The organism is Roseomonas acroporae (assembly GCF_023223525.1).
GTDB lineage: Bacteria > Pseudomonadota > Alphaproteobacteria > Acetobacterales > Acetobacteraceae > Roseomonas_E > Roseomonas_E acroporae.
Genome location: NZ_JALPRX010000054.1, coordinates 48,249 through 70,363 on the forward strand (window position 1 = coordinate 48,249; position 22,115 = coordinate 70,363).

At 75.6% G+C, this 22,115-nt stretch carries 18 protein-coding genes and 1 tRNA gene; 10 read left to right on the top strand and 9 right to left on the bottom strand.

Annotated features, from left to right (window positions below; all coding sequences use genetic code 11):
- Positions 1 to 44 precede the first annotated feature (44 nt).
- From M0638_RS12815 to M0638_RS12830, 4 genes are all read left to right on the top strand, one after another.
- The gene (locus M0638_RS12815; protein ID WP_248667390.1) at positions 45 to 1,049 is read left to right on the top strand and encodes an ABC transporter permease; all 1,005 of its coding nucleotides are present in this window, start codon (positions 45 to 47) and stop codon (positions 1,047 to 1,049) included.
- A gap of 67 nt (positions 1,050 to 1,116) precedes the next feature.
- Positions 1,117 to 1,599, top strand: coding sequence for a hypothetical protein (locus M0638_RS12820; RefSeq protein ID WP_248667391.1), 483 nt, complete (start codon positions 1,117 to 1,119; stop codon positions 1,597 to 1,599).
- Positions 1,600 to 1,825: 226 nt separating this feature from the next.
- The gene (locus tag M0638_RS12825; RefSeq protein WP_248667392.1) at positions 1,826 to 3,808 is read left to right on the top strand and encodes an alpha/beta hydrolase domain-containing protein; all 1,983 of its coding nucleotides are present in this window, start codon (positions 1,826 to 1,828) and stop codon (positions 3,806 to 3,808) included.
- A 141-nt stretch (positions 3,809 to 3,949) separates the two neighbouring features.
- A complete protein-coding gene (locus M0638_RS12830) occupies positions 3,950 to 4,249 on the top strand; it encodes a hypothetical protein (protein WP_248667393.1) in 300 nt (99 codons plus the stop codon).
- Between the two features lie 60 nt (positions 4,250 to 4,309).
- Here M0638_RS12830 and M0638_RS12835 read toward each other — a convergent pair whose 3' ends face one another.
- Positions 4,310 to 6,334 (bottom strand): PhoX family protein, encoded by a 2,025-nt coding sequence (locus M0638_RS12835; protein ID WP_248667394.1) that lies wholly within the window; start codon positions 6,332 to 6,334, stop codon positions 4,310 to 4,312.
- 179 nt (positions 6,335 to 6,513) lie between these two features.
- Here M0638_RS12835 and hemC point away from each other — a divergent pair, with 179 nt between their 5' ends.
- From hemC to M0638_RS12860, 5 genes are all read left to right on the top strand, one after another.
- The gene (hemC, locus tag M0638_RS12840; protein WP_248667395.1) at positions 6,514 to 7,551 is read left to right on the top strand and encodes a hydroxymethylbilane synthase; all 1,038 of its coding nucleotides are present in this window, start codon (positions 6,514 to 6,516) and stop codon (positions 7,549 to 7,551) included.
- 329 nt (positions 7,552 to 7,880) lie between these two features.
- Entirely contained in the window at positions 7,881 to 8,690 is an 810-nt protein-coding gene (locus M0638_RS12845) for a uroporphyrinogen-III synthase (RefSeq protein ID WP_248667396.1), read from the top strand.
- A gap of 135 nt (positions 8,691 to 8,825) precedes the next feature.
- Positions 8,826 to 10,316 (top strand): COG4223 family protein, encoded by a 1,491-nt coding sequence (locus M0638_RS12850; RefSeq protein WP_248667397.1) that lies wholly within the window; start codon positions 8,826 to 8,828, stop codon positions 10,314 to 10,316.
- Positions 10,317 to 10,320: 4 nt separating this feature from the next.
- Positions 10,321 to 11,598, top strand: coding sequence for a heme biosynthesis HemY N-terminal domain-containing protein (locus tag M0638_RS12855; RefSeq protein ID WP_248667398.1), 1,278 nt, complete (start codon positions 10,321 to 10,323; stop codon positions 11,596 to 11,598).
- Between the two features lie 112 nt (positions 11,599 to 11,710).
- A tRNA-Thr gene (locus tag M0638_RS12860) sits at positions 11,711 to 11,785 on the top strand.
- Between the two features lie 307 nt (positions 11,786 to 12,092).
- Here the strand turns inward: M0638_RS12860 and acuI are convergent.
- The 3 genes from acuI to M0638_RS12875 all read right to left on the bottom strand — a co-directional run bounded on the left by acuI (position 12,093) and on the right by M0638_RS12875 (position 15,266).
- Complete coding sequence (gene acuI, locus M0638_RS12865; protein WP_248667399.1) at positions 12,093 to 13,088, bottom strand: acrylyl-CoA reductase (NADPH); 996 nt, start codon at positions 13,086 to 13,088, stop codon at positions 12,093 to 12,095.
- A 131-nt stretch (positions 13,089 to 13,219) separates the two neighbouring features.
- Entirely contained in the window at positions 13,220 to 14,398 is a 1,179-nt protein-coding gene (locus M0638_RS12870) for an acyl-CoA dehydrogenase family protein (RefSeq protein ID WP_248667400.1), read from the bottom strand.
- A gap of 295 nt (positions 14,399 to 14,693) precedes the next feature.
- A complete protein-coding gene (locus M0638_RS12875) occupies positions 14,694 to 15,266 on the bottom strand; it encodes an Lrp/AsnC family transcriptional regulator (RefSeq protein WP_248667401.1) in 573 nt (190 codons plus the stop codon).
- 120 nt (positions 15,267 to 15,386) lie between these two features.
- On the opposite strand from M0638_RS12875, the gene hppD reads away from it, so the two are divergent.
- Positions 15,387 to 16,490 (top strand): 4-hydroxyphenylpyruvate dioxygenase, encoded by a 1,104-nt coding sequence (gene hppD / locus M0638_RS12880; protein ID WP_248667402.1) that lies wholly within the window; start codon positions 15,387 to 15,389, stop codon positions 16,488 to 16,490.
- Positions 16,491 to 16,632: 142 nt separating this feature from the next.
- On the opposite strand, the gene lpdA is transcribed toward hppD, so the two are convergent.
- The 5 genes from lpdA to fahA form a co-directional block, all read right to left on the bottom strand.
- Positions 16,633 to 18,024, bottom strand: coding sequence for a dihydrolipoyl dehydrogenase (gene lpdA / locus M0638_RS12885; RefSeq protein ID WP_248667403.1), 1,392 nt, complete (start codon positions 18,022 to 18,024; stop codon positions 16,633 to 16,635).
- 67 nt (positions 18,025 to 18,091) lie between these two features.
- On the bottom strand, positions 18,092 to 18,553 hold the full coding sequence (locus M0638_RS12890) for a DUF423 domain-containing protein (protein WP_248667404.1): 462 nt from the start codon (positions 18,551 to 18,553) through the stop codon (positions 18,092 to 18,094).
- A 191-nt stretch (positions 18,554 to 18,744) separates the two neighbouring features.
- Positions 18,745 to 19,389 (bottom strand): maleylacetoacetate isomerase, encoded by a 645-nt coding sequence (gene maiA / locus M0638_RS12895; RefSeq protein WP_248667405.1) that lies wholly within the window; start codon positions 19,387 to 19,389, stop codon positions 18,745 to 18,747.
- A gap of 84 nt (positions 19,390 to 19,473) precedes the next feature.
- Positions 19,474 to 20,490 (bottom strand): Bug family tripartite tricarboxylate transporter substrate binding protein, encoded by a 1,017-nt coding sequence (locus M0638_RS12900; protein ID WP_248667406.1) that lies wholly within the window; start codon positions 20,488 to 20,490, stop codon positions 19,474 to 19,476.
- 322 nt (positions 20,491 to 20,812) lie between these two features.
- Positions 20,813 to 22,111 carry a fumarylacetoacetase gene (gene fahA / locus M0638_RS12905; protein ID WP_248667407.1) on the bottom strand — a complete coding sequence of 433 codons (1,299 nt, stop codon included), beginning with the start codon at positions 22,109 to 22,111 and terminating at the stop codon, positions 20,813 to 20,815.
- Between the last annotated feature and the right edge of the window lie 4 nt (positions 22,112 to 22,115).

Consider the following 22,115-nt stretch of genomic DNA (forward strand, 5'->3'; position numbering starts at 1 on the left):
GGTCGCTTCCACATCGGGGGTCTCGAAGGGGGCTTCGCCCCCCAATGGCCTTTGGCGCGGGAAGAAGGGAAGGGCGGCGCCCTTCCCTGCCGGGATCCGGGGCGGGGCCCCGGCCGGAACCTGACGCGGAGTCACCGGCCCTGAGCCCGCGCGACGCCACCGACGCCCCGATCCCCGCCGATGCCCCGCCCCGCCCCGCGCGGCGCCCGGGGAATCCGCGCCTGCTGGCCGGGCTGCTGCTGCTCGGCGGGCTCGCCGCCGGGGCGGCGCTGGCCGATGCCGTGGCGGGGCTGCTCGGCCACGACGCCTTCGCGCCCGACCTGTTCTCGCGCTTCGAGCCGCCCTCCGCCGCGCATCCGCTCGGCACGGACGAGCTGGGCCGCGACATCCTGCTGCGGCTGCTGTACGGCGCGCGCGTCTCGCTGGCGGTCGGGCTCGCCACGGCGCTGGCGGCCTCCGTCGTCGGCACGCTGGCCGGCGTGGTCGCGGCCTGGCGCGGCGGCCTCGTGGACGCGCTGGTGATGCGCCTCGCCGACGCGCTGCTCGCCCTGCCGGCGCTGCCGCTGCTGGTGGTGCTGGCGGCGATCGACCCGGCGCGCCTCGGCCTGCCGGCGCGCGGGGAGGGTCTCGGCACGGCCGGCGCCGACATCCTGCGCATCACGCTGATCCTGGCGCTGTTCGGCTGGGTGGGCGTGGCGCGCCTCTCGCGCGCGGCCGCGCTCTCCGTGCTGGCGCGCGACCACATCCGCGCCGCCCGCGCGCTCGGCGCCACCGAGGCGCGGGTGCTGCGCCGCCACGTCCTGCCCAACATCCTGGCCCCCGTCGCGGTGGCGACGGCGCTGGCCGTGGGCGGCGCGGTGCTGGCCGAGAGCGTGCTGAGCTTCCTCGGCCTCGGCATCCAGCCGCCGGCGCCCTCCTGGGGCAACATGCTGGCCAATGCGCAGGAGCTGGTCTTCGCGGCGCCGCTCTCGGCGCTGTGGCCGGGGCTGGCGATCCTGCTCACCGTCACCGGCTGCAACCTCGTCGCGGACGGGCTGCGGCGGCGCTGAAACGGGACAGGCCGGATCGCCGCAGGGCGCGACCCGGCCGCCGGACGACAACGGGGAGAATGCCGGCATGCGGCTTCACGTCACGCTTTCCGCCACCTTGCTGCTCGCCCTGGCCTGCCACGCCGGCGCGGCCCTGGCCGGGGAGGGGGCCGAGGGGCCCGGCGAACGCTGCCGCCGCCTCGGCGACGACGATGCGACGCACGGCATCCCCGCCTCGCTCGCCCCCGCCGCACGGCGGGCGCTCGGGCTGAACATGAGCGACGCCGAGGCGATGCGCGGCACGGTCTATCGCTGCATGGGCGGCGCGGTGCTGGTGTGCAGCCATGGCGCCAACATCCCCTGCGCCAAGGGCGACACCGGCCGCGACCTGCCCGCCGCGCGCGAGTTCTGCCGCGCCAACCCGGACACCGACTTCATCCCCGCCTACGTCACCGGCCACGACACGGTGCTGAACTGGCGCTGCCAGGATGGCCGCGCCGTGGCGAGCGGTCCCGGCCAGGCGCTGGACGCGCGCGGCTTCGTCGCGTCGCAGTGGCGGCCCCTGCCATGAGGCGCGGCGCCCCCGGGTGACGCCCCGGGCTGGTCGGAATTCCCCGCGCGCCGGAGAATGCCGGCCGGAACGGCGCCGGCCCTTGATCCGGCGCATTCGCCGGGCCGCCGGGCGATTCCGCCCGGCCTGGGAATGCCCTGGGCAAGGCCCGACCGGCGCACCGGGGGACGCACCGGGGCACGACGTGTCCGGCACCGGCCGGCACGGCATCACGGAGGAACGATCCATGCGCTGGCCCATCCTGCTGCTGCTCGCCGCCACGGCGGCCGCCGCTCCGGCGAAGGCGGAGGTGACACGCTTCGACGTGACCTCCCGGCAGTCCCCGGCCCTGGGCGGCCGGAGCTTCGGCCCCGCCGGCACGGCCGAGCGGATCACCGGCCGCGCCACCATCGCGCTCGACCCGGCCGACCCGCGCAACGCCGTCATCGCCGATCTCGCCCTCGCCCCGCGCAACGCCGAGGGTCGCGTCGAGGCGGCGACGGACGTGGTGATCCTGCGGCCGCAGCGCCCGAACGGCACGCTGCTGTTCGAGGTGCTGAACCGCGGCCGCAAGCTGGTCACGAGCTGGACGCAGGACACGGAAAGCGCCGCCGGCATCCGCCTGGAACGGCCCGACGACGCCGGCAACGGCTTCCTGCTGGAGCAGGGCTTCACCCTGGTCTGGGCCGAGTGGCAGGCGGACTCGCCCGCCGTGCCGGGCGCGCTGCGCCTCGCCGTGCCGACCGTGCCGGGCGTCACCGGCCCCTCGCGCGAGGAATGGAGCTTCGCGGACACGGCCAGCCCGAAGCGGGTCCGGCTCAGCTACCCGATCGCCGACCGCGCCGGGCTGCGGCTGACGGTGCGCGACCGCGCCGACGCGCCGCGCGCCACGCCGGAGGGGCTCGGCCTCACGGTGATCGACGACGACACGGTGGAGATCGCCCGCCCCTCCGGCGCCGCCGCGAACGCGCTCTACGAGCTGACCTACACGGCGCGGGACCCGCGCGTGATGGGCATGGGCCTGGCCGTCATCCGCGACGTCACCGCCTTCCTCCGGTACGACACCAGCGCCGCCAACCCGCTGGCCGCCAGGGGAGGCGATGGGGGTGCCGATGGGGGCCGCACCGGCATCGCGCGCGCCATCGGTCTCGGCATCTCGCAGTCCGGCCGCGTGCTGCGCGACTTCCTCTATTTCGGCATGAACCGGGACGAGCGCGGCCGGCAGGTGTTCGAGGGCGCGATGCCGATCATCCCCGGCGCGCGGCGCTCCTTCCTCAACGCGCGCTTCGCGCAGCCCGGTCGCAACCCGGGGCCGGAATTCGACCGGCTCTACCCGGTGCTGCAATTCCCCTTCACCTACCCGGTGCTGGACGACCCGCTGAGCGGCCGGCGCGACGGCATCCTGCTGCGCTGCCGCCTCGACAATTCCTGCCCGCGCCTCATGCAGATGGATTCCGAGTTCGAGTTCTGGGGCTCGCAGGCCAGCCTGCTGGTGACGGACCCGCAGGGCTTCCCGGTGGCGATGCCGGCCGATGTCCGGCTCTACATGCTGGCCGGCGCGCCGCACGGCAACCTGTGGAACGCGGTGGCGCGGCGCAACCCGGCCTGCGCCCTGCCGGTCAACCCGCAGAGCGGCGGGCCGGTGCTGCGGGCGCTGATCGTGGCGATGCAGGACTGGATCGCGACCGGCGCCGAGCCGTCCGCCAGCCGCTACCCGCGCCGCGAGGAGGGAACGCTGGTGCCGGCCGGCCAGGCGCTGCCGGCCATCCCCGGCCTCGGCTACCGCGCGCAATACGCGCGCGCCAACCTGATCGAGCCCAACCCGAACGAGCAGGGCGCGGGCGTGCCGGCCATCCGTGGCGAGTACCCGCTGTTCCTGCCGCGCGCCGGGCTCGACGGCAACGCCATCGCCGGCATCCGCCAGCCGCTGCTGGCCGTGCCGCGCGCCACCTACACGGGCTGGAACCCGATCGCGGGCGCCGACGGGCCGCAGGATCTCTGCACGCAACTCGGCGGCGTGCTGCCCCTGCCCGCCACGGCGGCCGAGGCGCGCGCCGCCGGCGACCCGCGCCCGACGCTGGAGGCGCTGTATCCGACGCCGGAATCCTACGTGGAGGCGGTGCGTGCCGCGGCCGCCGAGCTGCTGCACGCGAGGCTGCTGCTGCCGCGCGACGCCGAGGCGGCGGTGGCGGCGGCCCGGGACGGCACGCTGGCGCGGCTGGGCCGATAGCTTTCCCTGCCGGGGTTTCCAAAGGGGCTTCGCCCTTTGGCGGGATGGTCTAGAGCCGATCCAGCCTGACTGTATCAGGCCGGAACGGCTCTAGCCTTTGATTTTTCGCATTTTCCGAGCCGCTGAGCGAGGACGCTCAGCTTGAAAATGCTCCAGGAAGGGCGGCGCCCTTCCTGGATGCCGGCCGAGGCCCAGGCGGCCGGCGTGCAGACCGGGCTGACGCCGGGCCAGGAGACGCGGCCCGGCTACATGCCGCTCGACGAATTCGCCGACGAGGCCGTGGCGCTGTTCACGCGGCAGCCGACGCCGCCCGAGATCCTGGTCGAGCGGGTCCGGCCGCTGCGCTTCGCCGAGGCGGAGGGGCAATTCGACGAAAGGCTGGCGTCGCTGAGCGACATGGCCCGGCGCGCCCGGGCCGATGCCGGGGAAGGGCGGCACTGAACGGGGCGGCGGGGCCGGGACGGGCGCCGGGCGCCGCCCCTTTCCCGCCGCCGCGCCGCCTCAGCTCCCGATCGTCCCGCCATCCTTGCGCACGATCGCGATCACGCTCGGGCGCGGCGGCATGCCCTCCCGGAAGTCCGGCCAGCGCGTCGAAGGCCGCTCGAAGGTGCTGCCGGCATCCTCGCCGGGGTGCTGGATCGCCAGGAACAGCGTGGAATCGTCCGGTGTCAGCTTCGGGCCGCACACCTCGGCCCCGGTGGGGGCCTGGTAGAACAGCCGGGTCAGGGCACGGCCCTCGCCCGTCGTGTCGGCGCCGTACAGCCCGTCCGCGACGCGCGACGAGGCGGGGGCGCCATCGGTCGCGATCCAGATCCGGCCCTTGCTGTCGAAGGTACAGTTGTCGGGGCAGCTCAGCCAGCCGTTCCCGCTGATCGCCGCGTTGTACTGCGTGCCGGGCACCGCGCCCGGCTGGCCGGCGACCAGGAAGATCTCCCAGCGCGCCGTCTCCGCCGCGTGGTCCACCCGGCCGGTCCCCGCGCCGGGCGGGACGATCTCGACGACGTGCCCGTGGTCGTTGCGCGGGCGCGGGTTGGCGGCGTCCACGCGCTCGGGCGTGCGCCGGCCGTTGTTGGTCAGCATGACGTAGACGCGCCCCGTCGCCGGGTTGGTCTCCACGTCCTCCGGCCGGTCCATCGGCGTGGCGCCCAGCAGGTCGGCGGCGCGTCGCGTCTCGATCAGCACCTCGGCCTGGGAGCGGAAGCCGTTCGCCTCGGTCAGCGGCCCCTGGCCGTGCACCACGGGCAGCCAGCGCAGCGTGCCGTCCGCCTCGAAGCGCGCGACGTACAGCGTGCCCTCGTCGAGCAGGTCGCGGTTGGCGGCGCGGTCCTCGCGGTTCCAGGGCCGGGCGGTGACGAATTTGTAGACGTAGTCGAAGCGTTCGTCGTCGCCCATGTAGAAGGCGACGCGCCCGTCCGGGCACACCGCATGGGTGCAGCCCTCGTGCTTGACGCGGCCGAGCGCGGTGCGCTTCACCGGCACGCTCTCCGGGTCGTAGGGGTCGAACTCCACCACCCAGCCGAAGCGGTTGGGCTCGTTCGGCTCGCGGTCGAGGTTGAAGCGGTCGAAGTGGCGGTCCCAGGCGTAGGTGGCGGCGCGCTCGATGCCGTAGCGCCTGTACATGGCAGCCTGGACGCCGGTCTCGGCCGCGTCGCCGCCGAAGTACTGGTTGAAGTTCTCCTCGCAGGTGACGACCGTGCCCCAGGGCGTGTTGCCGCCGGCGCAGTTGTTGAGCATGCCGCGCACCAGCGTGCCGGTCGGGTCGGCGCTCGTGCGCAGCCGCTCGTGCCCGGCCGCCGGGCCGCCGATGCGGATCGGCGTCTCGCCGGTGATGCGCCGGTTCAGCCGGCTCTCCCGGTCGTGGCGCCAGGTGCCGTCCACGCGGCGTATCTCCACCACGCTGGCGCCGTGCGCGGCGATCTCCACCGAGGCCTGCGCCGCCGTGGTGCCGAGCCGCGCCGCCTGGCCGGTGCCGATCCCCGGGAACATCAGGTTGGTGTTGGTGTATTCGTGGTTCACCACCAGCAGCCCGTGGTCGGCGCTGCGGCTGCCGCGCGGCAGCGGGAAGAAGTCCACGTAGTCGTTGTTGTAGCCGAATTGCCGCGCCTGGGCCTCGGCGGTGGGGCTGGCCGGGTCGAAGGCGGGCGCGTCCGGCAGGATCGGGTCGCCCCAGCGCAGCAGCACCTGGATCTCGTAGCCCTCGGGCACCCGGTCGCGCGGGGAGATGCCGTGGGTCAGCTCGCCGAAGGTCAGGGTGGAGGGGCCGGCGGGCGCCGCGCCCGGGGCCGCCCCGCCGGCGGCCGCCGTCCCGCCCCCTGCCCCCGTCCCCTGCGCCCCCGCCCCCTGCGCCCCTGCCCCGGCCGCCGGCGCGGCGGCGGCAGCGGCCAGCCCGAGCAGCACCGCGCGGCGCGACAGGCGCTCGGCCATCACCTCGCCGATGGTCCGCGCCGGAGCCGGATTGCTGCCGATATCCTCGCGCCCGGCCCGTGCCTCATCGCCGGCGCGCGGCGCCTCGTGTCCCGTCTTCATGCGCTGCATCCCTGCCCCTTCGCGGGGTGATCCATCCGGCCGCGCCGGTGCTAGCCCCCGTCATGCGACGGGACGATGACGGAGCCATGACGAATCGATGACGCTGCCAACGCCGCCCCGGCGGGCGACACCTCCGTCCGGCCCTTCCGCCCCGCCCCGCCCGGCCTTATGACGCGCCCATGACTCCTGCCTCCTCCGATCCGGGTGACGTGGCGGCCCGGGTGCGGCCGCATGCCGGCCGGAACCTGCCGCTGCGGGTCGGGACGCGCGCCTCGCCGCTCGCCCTCTACCAGACCCGGCTGTTCCTGCGGCTGGTCGAGCACTTCTGCCCGGTGCTGCGGAATTTCAAAGCCTTCGAGGAGCATGCGATCAGCACCTCGGGCGACCGCATCCAGGACCGGCGCCTGGCGGAGATCGGCGGCAAGGGTCTGTTCGCCAAGGAGATCCACGAGGCGCTGCTGGACCGGCGCGTTGACTTCGCCGTGCACAGCCTCAAGGACCTGGAGACCGAGCTGCCGCCGGGCATCGTGCTCGCCTGCACCCTCAAGCGCGAGGATGCGCGCGACGCGCTGATCCTGGCCCCCGGCCAGATGGCGCCGGACCCGGCCGACCCCTGGGGCGCGATCCCGGCCGGCGCGGTGGTCGGCACCGCCTCGCTGCGCCGGCAGGCGCAGCTGCTGCACGCGCGGCCGGACCTGCGGGTGGCGATGATCCGCGGCAACGTGCAGACGCGCCTCGGCCGGGTGGCGAGCGGCGAGGTGGACGCCTCGCTGCTGGCGCTGGCCGGGCTGCGCCGCCTCGACCTGGAGGACCGCGCGGCGCTGGTGCTGGACCCCGAGGCGATGGTGCCGGCCGCCGGCCAGGGCATCATCGGCATCACCTGCCGCGCCGGCGACGAGGAGCTGCACCAGCTCCTCTCCGGCATCGAGGACCGGGAGGCCGCCGCCGTCTCCACCGCCGAGCGGGCGATGCTGGCGGCGCTGGACGGCTCCTGCCGCACCCCGATCGGCGGCCATGCCCGCCTGCTGCCGGCGCCGCCGGGCACCTCGCCGGACGGCAAGGGCGAGGTGTTGCACCTCACCGGGCTGGTGGCGCGGCCGGACGGCTCCTTCCTGCTCAAGCGCAGCCTGCACGGCCCGGCCGGCGAGGCGCGCCGGCTGGGCGAGGAGCTGGGCCGCAGCCTGCGCGCCGATTCGCCGGCCGACATCTTCGGCTGACGTCCCTGGCGGCCGTTGGCCGCCACCCGTCCCGGCCGGCCGGGCCCCGCCGCCCGGAATCCCGCGCCCGAACGCCCGGCCCGCCTTGTCCGCGTTGCGCGGTGCCGGGCGCGCGCCGGGCGCCCCGGCTGCCATGCACGGCGCCCCTGGCCCCCGCGCCGCTCCTCTGCGCCCGTCCCCGGACGCGCGACGCTGCCGGTCGCCGCCGCCGCCTCGGCACCGGACACGGCCTGTCCCGGGGCTCGAAGGGGGGCCAGATGGGGAGCCGGATCCGGGTCCCGGCACGATCGCCCTTCCCACCCGGCGCGGCCCGGCGCATCTCCCCGCCCATGGCCGATGCCGTCCTGATCACCCGACCGGAACCCGGCGCCGCCGGCACGGCACGCGCCGTGGCGGCGCTCGGCTGGCAGCCGGTCGCGGCGCCCGCCCTGCTGCTGGCCCCGCGCCCCCCCGCCATCCTGCCCCCGGCCCAGGCGCTGCTGCTGACCAGCCGCGCCGCGGCACGGGCGCTGGCGCCCGATCCGGCCCCGAGCGATGCCTCGGATGCCTCCTCGTGCGATCGCGCGCTGCCCGTGCTCGCCGTGGGCGACCGCACCGCCGCCGAGGCGCGCGAACGCGGCTTCCGGCGGGTCGAGAGCGCTGGGCGCACCGCCGCCGAGCTCGCCGCCCTCGCCGCCGCCCGCCTGGATCCCGGCGCCGGGCCGCTGCTGCTGGCGGTGGGCGAGGGCTACGGCGCGGAACTCGCGGCGGCGCTGCGCGGGCGCGGCTTCCGGGTGCACCGGCGGGTGGTCTACCGCGCCGCGCCCGCCCCCTCGCTGCCGCCCCCGGCACGCGCGGCGCTGGCGGCGGGCCGGATCGGCGCCGCGTTGTTCTACTCGCCGCGCTCGGCCGCCTGTGCGATGACCCTCCTGCGCGAGGCGGGCCTTGCCGGCGCCGCGACGCGGATGCTGGCGCTGGCGATCAGCCCCCGGGTCGCGGAGACGCTGCGCGCCGCGCCGGTCGCATGGCGCGCCGTCCACGTCGCCGCGCAACCCGACGAGGCCGCGCTGTTGGCACTGCTGGGGCGGGCGGATAGGACTGACGCGTTTTCCGGCTGGGCAGCGGCGCCCGACGGCCCGGACAATGCGACGAGGCGTTGATCCACGACGTTGCCGGAGCCGCCGGCGCGGGCGATTCGCGTGGTGGCCCCGGGCGGCCCCGGCGGGACGCCGCGGCCGGGGCGCCAGGGACCGAGGCGCGAGGGACTGGGTGAAACCGAGAATGAGCGACGCACGATGAGCGACCGGCCCGAACCCACAGCGCCCGAGGGCGCGGCCATCCCGGTCAGCACGGCGCCCGCGCGGCGCTTCCACCTCGACCCGGCCGTGTTGATGCTCGGCATCGCCGGCCTGGTGCTGGTCGTGGTGCTGGGCTTCCTGTGGCGCCAGCCCGCCGTGCAGGGCGGCAGCTACGTCGATCCCGACCGGGTGGAGGCGCTGGAGACACGGGTGCGGCAGCTCGGCAACCTGGAGCCGCTGGCCGGCCGGGTGCAGGAGCTGGAGGCCCGTTCCCGCGAGCTGGCCGCCCTGCAGGAGCGCGTGCAGCGCCTCGCCGTGCTGGACGACCGGGTGCGCGCGCTGGAGCCGCTGGCGCAGCGCGTGCAGCAGCTCCAGGGTCTCGGCGACCAGGTGCAGCAGCTCGCCGGCCTGCCGGACCGCGTGCAGCAGCAGATCGCCGCGGCGACCGCACCGCTCGCGGACCGGCTGCAGCAGCTCGCGGCCCAGGCCGCGCCCCTGGCGGACCGGCTGCAGGCGCTGGAGGCGCGCCCGGCGCCCGACCTCGCGCCGCTGCAGTCGGGCCTCGCCGATCTCGGCCGCCGGCTGGAGGCGCAGGACCAGACGCTGCGCAACCTCGCCGCCCGCCCCGCCTTCGACCCGGCCGCCGTCGCCTCGCGCGAGGCGCTGGACCGGCTGTCGCAGCGCGCCGACGGGCTCTCGGCGCAGATGCAGGCGCTGCAGGCCGAGCAGGGCCGCCGGCTCGACGCCGCCGAGCGCGGCACCGGCGAGCGTCTGGCCGCCATCGAGCGCGGCCTGACCGAGCGCGTGGCGACGCTGGAGCGCACCCTGGGCGAGCGCGTCGCCGGCGCCGAGACCGGCGCGCAGCAGCGCGTCGCCGCCCTCGACACCTCGCTGCAGGGCCGGATCGCGGCGCTGGAGACGGCGCTCGGGCAGCGCGTCGCCACGGCCGAGAGCGGGCTCGGCGCCCGCCTCGGCGCCCTGGAGCAGGCGCAGCAGCGCCTCGCCGCGGTGGAGGGCCGCGCCGCGCGGCTCGCCGCCGTCGATTCGGTGCGCGCCCTGCTGGAGGCCGGCCGGCCGCTGGCCCCGGCGCTGCGCAACGTGCCGGACGCACCGGCCCCGCTCGCCCGCTTCGCCAATGCCGCGCCGCCGACCGAGGCCTCGCTCCGCCTCGCCTTCGACGAGCATGCGCGCGCCGCCCGCGCCGCCTCCGATCCCGGCGCGCAGCAGCAGGGCGTGCTGGACAGCGCCCTGTCCCGCCTGTCCGGACTCGTGACGGTGCGCCGCGGCGACCAGGTGGTGTTCGGCGACGCCGCCGCGGCCGAGATCGAGGCGTCGCGCCGGGCGCTGGAGGCGGGCGACCTCGATGCCTCGCTGGTGCCGCTGCGCAAGCTGCCGCCGGCGGCGCAGGAGGCGATGCGCCCCTGGGTCGAGCAGGTGCAGGCGCTGATCGCGGCCCGCGCCGCGCTGCGCCAGATGGCGGCGGGCTGAGCCGATGCGTCGTGCCATTTCGCTGCTGATCGTCCTCGTCGCCGGCGTCGCGCTGGCCTGGTGGCTGGCCGCGCTCGGCGGCACGGTGGAGATCCGGGTGCAGGACGCCTGGATCGGCCTCTCGCTGCCGATCCTGCTGCTGCTGCTCGCCCTGCTGTTCATCGTGCTGCTGGCGATCGCCTCGCTGATCGGCTGGCTGCGCCGGATGCCGGCGCGGCTGCGCCAGCGACGCGCCCTGCGCCAGCGCAGCGAGGGCGACGCGGCGGTGACGCGGGTGCTGATCGCCCTGGCCGCCGGCACCGCCGACACGGCGCGGCTGGAGGCCAGGCGCGCCCGCACCCTGCTCGGCGAGACGCCGCAGGTGCTGCTGCTGACCGCCGAGGCGGAGCGGCTGGCCGGGCGCGAGGAGGCCGCCGCCGAGGCCTTCGCCGCCCTGGCCGAGCGCCCCGATGCCCGCTTCCTCGGCCTGCGCGGCCTGCTGCGTCAGGCCATGGCGCGCGAGGACTGGGAGGAGGCCAAGCGACTGGCGCGCGAGGCCGAGGCGGCGCAGCCCGGCGCCGGCTGGATCCGCGAGGAGCGGGCGCAGTTGGCGCTGCGCACCCAGGACTGGCGCGAGGCGCTTTCCCTCGCCCCGCCCGACGCCCCGCGCGCGGCACTCAGCCTCGCCGCCGCGGGACAGGAGCCCGATCCGGCCAAGGCGGCGGAGCTGGAGCGCAAGGCCTTCCAGGCCGACCCCGGCTTCGCCCCCGCGGCGCTGGCGCACGCGGCGCGGCAGCGCGCCGCCGGCAGCCCACGCCGCGCGCGGGCCACGCTGGAGGAGGCCTGGGCGGTGGCGCCGCACCCCGACCTCGCCGCGCCGCTGCTGGAGGGGGTGACGGAGCCCCTGGCTCGGGTGAAGGCGGTGGAGCAGCTGATCCGCCGCAACCCGCAGCATCCCGAGAGCCGGCTGCTGCTGGCGCGGATCGCACTGGAGGCGGGGCTGACGGGCCGGGCGCGGCAGGAGCTGGACGCGCTGCGGGCCGCGGGCCAGGCGGACCGGCGGGCCTACCTGCTGCTCGCCGAGCTGGAGGAGGCCGAGCACGGCGATGCGCCCGAGTCGCGCGCCGCGCAGTCGCGCTGGCTGCGCGAGGGCGCGCTGGCGGCACCCGAGCCGCGCTGGCGCTGCGGCAACTGCGGCACGGATCACACCGGCTGGAAGCCGGTATGCAGCGCCTGCAACGCGGTGGGCCAGATCGCCTGGACCAAGCCGACTCCGGCGATGCCAGCCGCGGCGGAGGCGTGATTCGACGGTTGCCCGCTCCGGACGGCACCGCTATAGCGGCTCCGCCCGGACTGGCCGTGATCATCCGCGCCTGAATTCCGGACGTCACGACCACCGTGGTGACCGATCCGGCGCCGCCTTAGCTCAGCGGTAGAGCAACTGATTCGTAATCAGTAGGTCCCCGGTTCAATCCCGGGAGGCGGCACCACTTTCCCCACGGGGGCACATCGGGGGCACAAATCCGAAGTTGCCCCCCTTCCCTCTTCCTCACAGCACCATGCCAGACCGTCTCCGGTGTGGCGCCAAGCGCTTTGGGCGCCTGGGACCAGGCACCTTGCCTGAGCGGCTGCCGCCGACACCTGGGCGTCGTCGGAGCAGGGCGCCCTGGCGACGGGGCGCCCTCTCTCCAGGTCACCAGTAGCAGGTGTGGGGCTGCCGGCCGCCGAGGCGATGCGCCCCGGCGTCGGGGCGCCGCGCGACCCACCCGCGGGCCGCGACGCCGGCGGCCGGTGCCGTCACTCGCCCGCGGCGGGGTCCACGGGCACCACGATGCGGCCGCGCACCTGCCCGGCGAGCAGGCGGCCCGCCGCCGCGACGGTGTCCGGCAGCGCCACCTCCTCGACCAGCCCGGCGAAATGCGCCGGGTCGAAATCCCGCGCGAGGCGCGACCAGGCCTCCAGCCGGCGCGGGCGCGGGCACATCACGCTGTCCACCCCGGCCAGGGTGACGCCGCGCAGGATGAAGGGCGCCACCGTCGCCGGCAGCGACATGCCGGCGGCGAGGCCGCAGGCCGCGACCACGCCGCCGTAGCGCATGGCGGCGCAGACATTGGCCAGCACGTTGCCGCCCGCCACGTCCACCGCGCCGGCCCAGCGTTCCTTGGCCAGCGGCTTGCCGGGCTCGCCGTAGGCGCCGCGCCCGATCACCTCGGCGGCGCCGAGCGCGGCGAGGTAGGCCGACTCCGACTCCCGCCCCGTCATGGCCACCACGCGGTAGCCGAGCTTCGCCAGCACCGCGACCGCGACGCTGCCCACGCCGCCGGCGGCGCCCGTCACCAGCACCTCGCCGTCGCCGGGCTTCACCCCCTCCCGCTCCAGCGCCAGCACGCAGAGCATGGCGGTGTAGCCGGCCGTGCCGATCGCCGCGGCCTGCCGCAGCGTGAAGGGCGCCTGCAGCGGCACCAGCCACTCGCCCTTCAGCCTCGCCCGGCCGGCGAGGCCGCCCCAATGCGTCTCGCCCACGCCCCAGCCGTTCAGCACGACCCTGTCGCCCGGCTTCCACCCGGGGCTGTCCGAGGCCTCGACCACGCCGGCGAGGTCGATCCCGGGCACCATCGGGAAGCTGCGCACCACCGGCGCCTTGCCGGTGATGGCCAGCGCGTCCTTGTAGTTCAGCGTCGAGTACGCGACCCGCACGGTGACGTCGCCGGCGGGCAGGCGCGTCTCGTCGAGCCGGGTCAGGCCGGCACCGTAGGTGCCCTCGGTCTTGTCGATCAGGATGGCATCGAACATGGTCTGGCTCCGGAACAGGGCGGCAGAGGGGTGGGCGGGGGTGCGGGCCGGGCGGATGCCGGAACGGCTCCAGCCTTCGATTCGGCGCATTTTCCGAGGCGCCGGACGAGTACGCACATCCTGGGAACGCTCTATGGCAAGGCCTGCCCACCATAGCGCCGGTCCAGCAACAGGCCGATCCGGTCGCGCTGGATCTCGCTGGTGCCGTCGACATAGGCGGCGATGCGGGCGGCGGCGAGGTGGCGGGCGAAGGGCTGCGCGTCGGTCAGCCCGTCCGCGCCCATCGCCTGCATGCAGGCCGAGACGGCGGGCAGCGCCATCTCGACCGCGAAGAGCTTGGCCTGCGACGCCTCCAGGATCGCGTCCCGCCCCTGCTCGACCAGCAGCGCGGCACGGTCGACGAGCAGCCGCGACGCCTCCAGCCGGGTCGCCACCTCGGCCAGCGACCAGCGCAGCCCCTGGTGCTCCAGCAGCGTGCGGCCGAAGGCCCGGCGCGTGCCGGCATGGTCCACGGCCCGACCCAGGCATTCGGCGACCATCCCGTTCACCATCGCCGACACGTGGACGCGGGCGGCGGTGATGCCGGCCATGGCGCGCCGGAACGCCTCGCCGGGCGGGGCGAGCAGGTCGGCATCGGGGACGAACACGTCGTCGAGGGCGATGGCCGCCGCGCCGATCGCGCCGCCGCCGATCAGCCCGTAGGGCGCGCCGCGCGTGACGCCCGGGGCGCGCAGGTCCGCCAGGAAGCAGGCGATGCCCCGGGCGCCGCTGCCGGGGGCCGTCTGGGCGTGGAGCAGGGCCAGGTCGGCATGGGTGCCGTTGGTGACCCAGGCCTTGTCGCCGCGCAGGCGCCAGCCGCCATCCACCTTCGTGGCCAGCGTGGCCATGGCCGAGGCGTCGCTGCCGGCGCCGGGCTCGGTGAGGACGATGGTGGAGACCAGATCGCCCGCGAGCAGGCCCGGCAGCCAGCGTTCCCGCTGCTCCGGCGTGCCCTCGCGGACCAGCCGCGCGATGCCGCTCTGCAGGTTGTTGAGCGCGAAGGCGGAGGCCATGCAGGCCCGCGCCATCGTCTCGGCGACGTGGATCTTGCAGGGGAAGGAGGCGCCCTGCCCGCCCAGCGCCCGCGGCACCGTCAGCCCCGCGAAGCCCTCGGCGGCGTAGCGGCGGAAGGCCGGGCGCGGCAGCGCCTCGCGCCGCCGCTCCCGCCCGGCGGCGTCGGGCGCGATCACCGCCGCCGCGAAGGCGGCGGCGCGGGCGACGAAAGCCCGCTCCTCCGCGGGGAGCGGCGGATCCATGGTCGGGCCGGTCATCGGCGTTCCTCCCCTTGCTCAGGCAAACCGTCGTCGGAGGCGGGACGCCTCGGGCCCTCCCCTGCCCGCCACGCGGCGCGAGGCCGGGCCGGGCCTGGAGGGACTGGTAGAGCATTTTCGCGCCGGGTGGACGTGCCCGGCGGCGGGGGAGAGCGTGAAACCGACGGCCGGCGCCGTTCCGGCCCGACCGCGCCGGACCACCGGCCCCGGCCACGACCACGGCCCTAACCGCGCCTGCGCCGCCACGGCTCCCCGCTTCCGGAGCGGCTTCCGTTCGCACGGCTCGCGAAATCCGCTACGGCTCCTTGTCCCGCCGGGCATCCTCGCCCGATCGGGCGTTGCCTCCGACCGGGATCCGCGCCGGCCTGCCTTCCGGCGAGCGCCGTCCGCGCAGCGCGGCGAGCGGCAGGCGGCCGGATTCCTTCAGCCGCTCCAGCACGATCGAGGAGCGGACCCGCGCCACGCTGCCGTGCGGCAGCAGCACGTCGTTCACCAGCGCCGAGAGGTCCTGGAGGTCTGGCAGCACGGCCTTGAGCAGGTAGTCCGTGTCGCCGGTCATGGCGTAGGCCTCCTGCACCGCGTCCAGCCGCGCCACCAGTTCGCGGAAGCGGCGGGCATTGTCGCCGGTATGGGTGGCCAGCGTGACCTGGATGAACACCAGCAGCCGCAGGCCGAGCCGTTCCGCCGCCAGCTCGGCCCGGTAGCCGCGGATCAGCCCCGCCGCCTCCAGCGCCGTGCGCCGGCGCGAGCATTGCGAGGCGGAGAGGCCGACCCGCTCGCCGGCTTCCTGGTTGGTCAGCCGGCCGTCCTCCTGCAGCACGGCGAGCAGGCGCAGGTCGGCGGCGTCGAGACTGACGATATCATGCATGCCGAGGCATCCCGACGCATGTTCCGTGCGGAATTTCGGCCATACGGCCTCATTCCGCAAGCCTCTTGCGCGGCTTCCGCCCTAGCCTTGCGCGAAGCAGAGCTTTCGAGGAGGCGTGCCATGGGTCCCTTTCCGCACGATGCGCCGCGCGCGACGATCAGCCCGCACAACCCGATGGGCACGGACGGCTTCGGCTTCGTCGAGTACGCGCATCCCGAGCCGGAGAGGCTGCACGCGCTGTTCCGGCAGATGGGCTTCGCGGCGGTGGCGCGGCACCGCGCGAAGCGGGCCACCCTCTACCGGCAGGGCGACATCGACTACCTGGTGACCGAGGAGCCGGGCAGCCACGCCGCCCGCTTCGCCGAGGCGCACGGCCCCTGCGTCCCGTCCATGGCCTTTCGGGTGGTGGATGCGCGGCACGCCTACCATCGCGCGCTGGAGCTGGGCGCGGAGCCGGCCGAGGCGGGGCGGACGCTGGACGTGCCGGCGATCCGGGGGATCGGCGGCAGCCTGCTCTACTTCATCGACCGCTACGGCGAGCGCGGCTCGGCCTACGACGCGGAATTCGAGTGGCTCGGCGCGCGCGACCCGCGCCCCGAGGGGGTGGGCCTCTACTACATCGACCATCTGACGCACAACGTGTTCCGGGGCCGGATGGACGTCTGGTACGAATTCTACCGCAAGCTCTTCAACTTCCGGCAGATCCGCTACTTCGACATCAAGGGCGAGTACACGGGCCTGTTCTCCCGCGCGCTGACCAGCCCGGACGGGCGCATCCGCATCCCGCTGAACGAGAGCGCCGACGAGGAGAGCCAGATCGAGGAGTACCTGCGCGCCTACAAGGGCGAGGGCATCCAGCACATCGCCTGCGGCTGCGACGACATCTACGGCACCATCGAGGGGCTGCGCGGGCGCGGGCTGGCCTTCATGCCCTCGCCGCCGGAGACCTACTACGAGAAGGTCGATGCGCGGCTGCCCGGCCATGGCGAGGACCTGGCGCGGCTGCGGCGCAACGGCATCCTGGTGGATGGCGAGGGCGTGGTGGAGGACCGCAAGGCGCGCCTGCTGCTGCAGATCTTCTCGGCCAACGTGATCGGGCCGGTGTTCTTCGAGTTCATCGAGCGCAAGGGCGACGACGGCTTCGGCGAGGGCAATTTCCGCGCCCTGTTCGAGAGCATCGAGGAGGACCAGATCCGGCGCGGCGTGATCTCCGCCGCGGCGTAGCGGGGCGGTCGGACGGCACCGCGCAGGCGACCCCGGCCAGCGCGGCCGGGGCCGGCGCGGGGGATGGGGGCGGCGCCACCGGCCCCATGCGCCTCCCGCGCGAAGCCGGCCCGCGGCGGGCGGTGCCGCCGCGGGGCCGGCGTCAGATGTGCAGCGCGCGGCCTTCCACCGCCAGCGCCGCCTCCTTCACCGCCTCGTTCAGCGAGGGGTGCGCGTGGCAGGTGCGCGCCACGTCCTCGCTGCTGGCGCCGAACTCGATCGCCATCACCAGTTCGGCGATCAGCGTGCCGGCATCGGGCCCGATGATGTGGGCACCGAGCACGCGGTCGGTCTTCGCGTCCGCCAGGATCTTCACGAAGCCGTCCGTGTCGCCCATGGCGCGGGCGCGGCCGTTGGCGGTGAAGGGGAACTTGCCGACCTTGTAGGCGACGCCCTTCTCCTTGAGCTGCTCCTCGGTCTGCCCGACCGAGGCGACCTCGGGCCAGGTGTAGACCACGGCCGGGATCGCGTCGTAGTTCACGTGCCCGGCCTGCCCGGCGATGATCTCGGCGACGGCGACGCCCTCCTCCTCGGCCTTGTGCGCCAGCATCGGGCCGGCGATCACGTCGCCGATGGCGTAGATGCCGGGCACGCTGGTCGCGTAGTGCGCGTCGGTCTTCACCCGGCCGCGCTCGTCGAGCGCGACACCCGCCTCGGCCGCGCCCAGCCCGTCGGCGAAGGCGCGGCGGCCGATCGAGAGCAGCACCACGTCGGCCTTCAGCGTCTCCGCCTCGCCGCCCGCCGCCGGCTCCAGCGTCAGCGTCACGCCGTCCTCGCCCTTCTCGGCGGCGGTGACCTTGGTCTTGAGGCGGAACTTCAGCCCCTGCTTGCCCAGGATGCGCTCGAAGGTCTTGCCCACCTCGCGGTCCGTGCCCGGGACGATGTGGTCGAGGAACTCCACCACCGTCACCTCGGCGCCGAGGCGCCGCCAGACCGAGCCCAGCTCCAGCCCGATCACGCCGCCGCCGATGACGACGAGGTGCCCCGGCACCTTGTCCAGCTCAAGCCCGCCCGTCGAGGTGACGATCCGCTTCTCGTCCACCTCGACGCCGCGCAGCGGCGTGCTCTCGCTGCCCGTCGCGATGACGATGTTCTTCGCGCCGTAGGTCTCGCCGTTCACCTCGACCTGGCCGGGCCCGGCGATGCGCCCCCTGCCCTTCAGCCAGGTGACCTTGTTCTTGCGGAACAGGAACTCGATGCCCTTGACGTTGGCCGTCACCACCTCGGCGCGGCGGGCCTGCATGCGGGCGAGGTCGAGCGTCAGCCCCGCCACGCCGATGCCGTGGTCGGCGAACTTGTGGTTCGCCTCCTCGAACAGCTCGGAGGATTGCAGCAGCGCCTTGGAGGGGATGCAGCCGATGTTGAGGCAGGTGCCGCCCAGCGTCTCGCGCATCTCGACGCAGGCGGTCTTCAGCCCGAGCTGCGCCGCGCGGATGGCGCAGACATAGCCGCCGGGGCCGGCGCCGATGACGATGACATCGTAGTTCTCAGCCATGTGACGGTTTTTTCCTGAGCTGGGCACGGAGGAGCGGGGCGGACCATGGCGCGGCGGCCGGGCCGGTTCAACCCCGGCCGGCAGTGGAGGAGCCAGGGGGAGAGCCAGCGGGAGCGGAGGGGCCGGCGGCGTCCGGAAAGCGCGCGCCGGCGGCGGCCGGCGACAGTGCGGCGAGCAGCAGCAGCAGCCAGCCGAGCATCAGCAGCAGGCCGCCGGTCGGCGCCACCCGGCCGAGCGGCATCCCGCCGATCGCCCCCGCATAGACGGCGCCGCAGAACAGCAGCGCCCCCAGCGCGAAGGCGGCGCCGGCGGCGTGCCCCAGGGCGCGGGCCGTGCCGGCGCGCCGCTCGGCCAGCAGCCCGGTCGCCAGCAGCGCCAGCGCGTGCCAGCCCTGCATGGTCAGGCCGTTCTGCACGGCGGCGAGGGCGGCGGGCCCGAGGCGCTGCGGCAGGCCGTGCGCCGCCCAGGCGGCCATGGCCACGGCGAGCAGGCCGAACAGGGAGCCGAGGGCGAGCCAGAGACGCGACATGGCCGGCTTGGTAGCCCCGGGGCGCCGGAAAGGCCAGGAGCGCCGCCCCCCGATGCCGGCTCTCGCCCGCGCCGAGGCGCGGGCGGCGGCTGCGGCGAACCGCAGTCCGGTCGGGACAGCGGTTCGTCGCAGCTCGTCGTGCTCGGCGCGGATTCACGCCGCCGGGCGTGCCCGCCCGCCGGCGATCCGCTCTATTCCGCGTCCGCCTGCCGGTCCGGCGCCGCCGCCCGGAAGGCGGGCAGGGCGGCGCAGGCCGCCTCGGCGGCCAGGAGGCGCGGCAGCCCCTCCAGCGCGACGCCGAAGCGGCGCCCGTTGGCGAGCTGCGGCACCAGGCAGAGATCGGCCAGGGTCGGCGCGTCGCCGAAGCAGAACGGGCCGGGCTCCCCGGCCAGCAGCGCCTCGCAGGCGGCCAGCCCGTCGGCGATGATCCAGCGCGCCCAGCCCGTCACCTCCGCCTCCGGCAGTCCCAGGCCGCGCAGCCGCGCCAGCACCTTGAGGTTCTGCACCGGGTGGATGTCGCAGGCGATGGCCTGGGCGAAGGCCCGGATGCGGGCGCGTTGCCGCGCGTCGCCGGGCAGCAGCGGCGGCGCGGGATGCGTCTCGTCCAGCCACTCGCAGATGGCGAGGGACTGGGTGAGCACCGCCCCTCCCCCCGGCCCGTCATCCGTCTCCAGCGCCGGCACCAGCCCCTGCGGGTTCAGCCGCAGGAAGTCCGGCGCGCGCTGCCCGCCATGCCGCAGGTGGTGGAAGGCGTGCTCCGCGTCGAGGCCCTTGAGGTTCAGCGCGATGCGCACGCGCCACGCCGCCGAGGACCGGAAATAGCCATGCAGGCGCATCGCCGCCCTGCCTCCGTTGCCATGTGGGAAAGCCGAAAGCCGGGGCCGGGCGGGAACGCCTGCCGGGGGCGCCCCCGCACGGCCTCAGTCCAGGGTGATGCCAAGCTCGCGGATCAGCGGAAGCCAGGTCGCCCGCTCCGCGTTCAGCAGCGCCTGGAACTCGGCCGGGCCGCCGGTCAGCGGCTCCAGCCCGATCTCGCGCATCCGCCGCCGCACCCCCTCGTCGGCCAGCGTCCTGGCCAGTTCCTCGGTGAGCCGGGCGACGACGGCGTCCGGCGTCGCCTTCGGGACCACCATTCCCTGCCAGGCATAGGCCTCGAAGCCGCGCAGCCCGGCCGCCTCCTGCGCCGTCGGCACGTCCGGCAGGTCGGCGGGGCGGGCGGCGGAGAACACCGCCAGCGGCCGGACGCGCCCGGAGCGCAGGTAGTCGACGCTGGAGGGGTAGTCCACGACCATGGCGGGCACGGTGCCGGCCAGCAGGTCGTTGAGCGCCGGCGCCGCGCCGCGATACGGCACGTGGTTGAAGCGCACCCCCGCCTCGCGCGCGAAGCGTTCCAGGGCGAGATGGTGCGGCGAACCGACCCCCGGCGAGGCGACGTCGATCGTCCCCGGCGCCGCCTTCGCCCTGTCCAGCAACTCGCGCAGCGTGCGGGCCGGGTAGTCCGGCGCCACGGCGAGGAAGAGCGGGAAGCGCGCCATCAGCCCGACGCCGCGGAAGTCGCGCTCCGGGTCGTAGGGCAGGCGGCGGAACAGGGCGGTGTTGAAGACCAGCGTGCCGTTGTCGGCGCTGAACACGGTGTAGCCGTCCGGCGCCGCCTTGGCCGCCGCCTCGGCGCCGACATTGGTGGCCGCACCCGGGCGGTTGTCGATCACGAAGGGCTGGCCCAGGCGCTGCGACAGGTTGGCGCCGAGCAGCCGCGCCAGCGTGTCGGTGCCGCCGCCGGCCGCGTAGGCGACGATCCACTTCACCGGCCGGCTCGGGAAGCCTTCGGCCGCCAGGGCACGGCCCGGCGCGACCAGGGGGGCAACGAGGGGTGCGGCCAGCGGCGTGGCGGCCAGGGTGGCCAGCAGGTCGCGGCGGCGGATGCGCGCTTGGTCCATCTCGTTTCCTCCAGTCGGGCCGGCCGGGCCGGCGGGTCGTCGGCCGGGCATGCCGGCGGGAGCGTCAGGGGTGGCAGGGACAGGCATCGGCAAGGCTGGCCGGCACGGCGGCCGCCCGCCGCCAGGGCGTTTCCCCGGCGCCGGGTGGCGTCTTGCGCCCGGCACGCGGCAAGCACTGTCTTGCGCCCGGCGCGCGGCAAGCACTGTCTTGCGCCCGGCGCGCGGCAAGCACTGTCTTGCGTCCGGCGCGCGGCAAGCACTGTCGTGCGCCCGGCGCGCTGGCAACACGTCGCGCCCCCGGCGTGCGGACGGCGTCACGCCGTCAGCGCGCGGGCAGCACCGTCGCGCGGCACTCGCCGAAGCCGATGGCGACGAAGCCGGGATTTTCCGCGCGCGCGCGCAGGATCACCGCGTCGCCATCCTCCAGGAAGCGGCGCGTCTCGCCGGATTCCAGCTCGACCGGCCGCGTGCCGCCCTTCGTGGTCTCCAGCAGCGAGCCGCAGCCGGCCTCGTCGGGCGCCGAGATGGTGCCGCTGCCCAGCAGGTCGCCGGGGTGGAGGTCGCAGCCATTGCTGGCGTGGTGCGCCACCATCTGCGCGACCGTCCAGTACATGTGCCGCGTGTTGGAGGCGGAAAGCCGGTGCGGCGGCAGGCCGCGCTCGCGCAGGCCCGGCGTTTCCAGGAACACCTCCAGCCCGATGTCGAAGGCGCCGGCACGCTGGTCGGCGTCGTCGAGCAGGTAGGGCAGCGGCGCCGGGTCGCCCTCTGGGCGTGCCGGCTGGGCGATGCGGAAGGGTGCCAGCGCCTCGGGCGTGATCACCCAGGGGCTGATGGTGGAGCCGAAATTCTTCGCCAGGAACGGCCCGAGCGGCTGGTACTCCCAGGCCTGGATGTCGCGCGCCGACCAGTCGTTGAGCAGGCAGAAGCCGGCGACGTGCGAGTCGGCCTCGCCGACCGGAATCGGCTCGCCGAGCTCGTTGCCCGGCCCGATCCAGACGCCGACCTCCAGCTCGTAGTCGAGCCGCCGGCACGGCCCGAACACCGGCGCCTCGGAATCCGGCAGCTTGAGCTGCCCGCTCGGCCGGCGCACCGGCGTGCCGGAGACGCGCACCGAGGAGGCGCGGCCGTGATAGCCGATCGGCACGTACTTGTAGTTCGGCAGCAGCGGGTTGTCGGGCCGGAACACCTTGCCGATGTTGGTGGCGTGGTGGATGCCGACGTAGAAATCGGTGTAGTCGCCGATGCGCGCCGGCAGGTGCAGCGCGCAGTCGGCCGCCGCGTGCAGCAACGGCTCGACGCGCGCGCGCGCCGGGCTGCCTTCCGCGAGCAGCTCGGAAAGCTGCGCCCGCAGTGCCCGGCGCGGCCCGGCGCCGAGGGCGAACAGCGCGTTCAGCGTCGGCGCGCCGGCGGCGGCGGCCGCCTGCGCCGCCTCCCCGATCAGCAGCGCGGCGGCCGCCGGCAGGTCCAGGATGCGGTCGCCGATCGCGACGCCGCCGCGCGGGGCGCCGCCGCCGGGGGGCGAGAAGATCCCCAGCGGTAGGTTCTGGATCGGGAAGTGCGGGTGGCCGTTGGCGGATTCCACCCAGGAGCGGAGCGCCGGGTCGTGGGTCGCGTCGATCATGCGT

Excerpts from the sequence above, each read along its gene's own strand:
- M0638_RS12815 (WP_248667390.1), top strand. The coding sequence starts at position 45 with ATGGCCTTTGGCGCGGGAAGAAGGGAAGGGCGGCGCCCTTCCCTGCCG.
- M0638_RS12820 (WP_248667391.1), top strand. The coding sequence starts at position 1,117 with ATGCGGCTTCACGTCACGCTTTCCGCCACCTTGCTGCTCGCCCTGGCC.
- M0638_RS12825 (WP_248667392.1), top strand. The coding sequence starts at position 1,826 with ATGCGCTGGCCCATCCTGCTGCTGCTCGCCGCCACGGCGGCCGCCGCT.
- M0638_RS12835 (WP_248667394.1), bottom strand. The coding sequence starts at position 6,334 with ATGAAGACGGGACACGAGGCGCCGCGCGCCGGCGATGAGGCACGGGCC.
- hemC (WP_248667395.1), top strand. The coding sequence starts at position 6,514 with ATGACTCCTGCCTCCTCCGATCCGGGTGACGTGGCGGCCCGGGTGCGG.
- M0638_RS12845 (WP_248667396.1), top strand. The coding sequence starts at position 7,881 with ATGGCCGATGCCGTCCTGATCACCCGACCGGAACCCGGCGCCGCCGGC.
- M0638_RS12850 (WP_248667397.1), top strand. The coding sequence starts at position 8,826 with ATGAGCGACCGGCCCGAACCCACAGCGCCCGAGGGCGCGGCCATCCCG.
- M0638_RS12855 (WP_248667398.1), top strand. The coding sequence starts at position 10,321 with ATGCGTCGTGCCATTTCGCTGCTGATCGTCCTCGTCGCCGGCGTCGCG.
- acuI (WP_248667399.1), bottom strand. The coding sequence starts at position 13,088 with ATGTTCGATGCCATCCTGATCGACAAGACCGAGGGCACCTACGGTGCC.
- M0638_RS12870 (WP_248667400.1), bottom strand. The coding sequence starts at position 14,398 with ATGACCGGCCCGACCATGGATCCGCCGCTCCCCGCGGAGGAGCGGGCT.
- M0638_RS12875 (WP_248667401.1), bottom strand. The coding sequence starts at position 15,266 with ATGCATGATATCGTCAGTCTCGACGCCGCCGACCTGCGCCTGCTCGCC.
- hppD (WP_248667402.1), top strand. The coding sequence starts at position 15,387 with ATGGGTCCCTTTCCGCACGATGCGCCGCGCGCGACGATCAGCCCGCAC.
- lpdA (WP_248667403.1), bottom strand. The coding sequence starts at position 18,024 with ATGGCTGAGAACTACGATGTCATCGTCATCGGCGCCGGCCCCGGCGGC.
- M0638_RS12890 (WP_248667404.1), bottom strand. The coding sequence starts at position 18,553 with ATGTCGCGTCTCTGGCTCGCCCTCGGCTCCCTGTTCGGCCTGCTCGCC.
- maiA (WP_248667405.1), bottom strand. The coding sequence starts at position 19,389 with ATGCGCCTGCATGGCTATTTCCGGTCCTCGGCGGCGTGGCGCGTGCGC.
- M0638_RS12900 (WP_248667406.1), bottom strand. The coding sequence starts at position 20,490 with ATGGACCAAGCGCGCATCCGCCGCCGCGACCTGCTGGCCACCCTGGCC.
- fahA (WP_248667407.1), bottom strand. The coding sequence starts at position 22,111 with ATGATCGACGCGACCCACGACCCGGCGCTCCGCTCCTGGGTGGAATCC.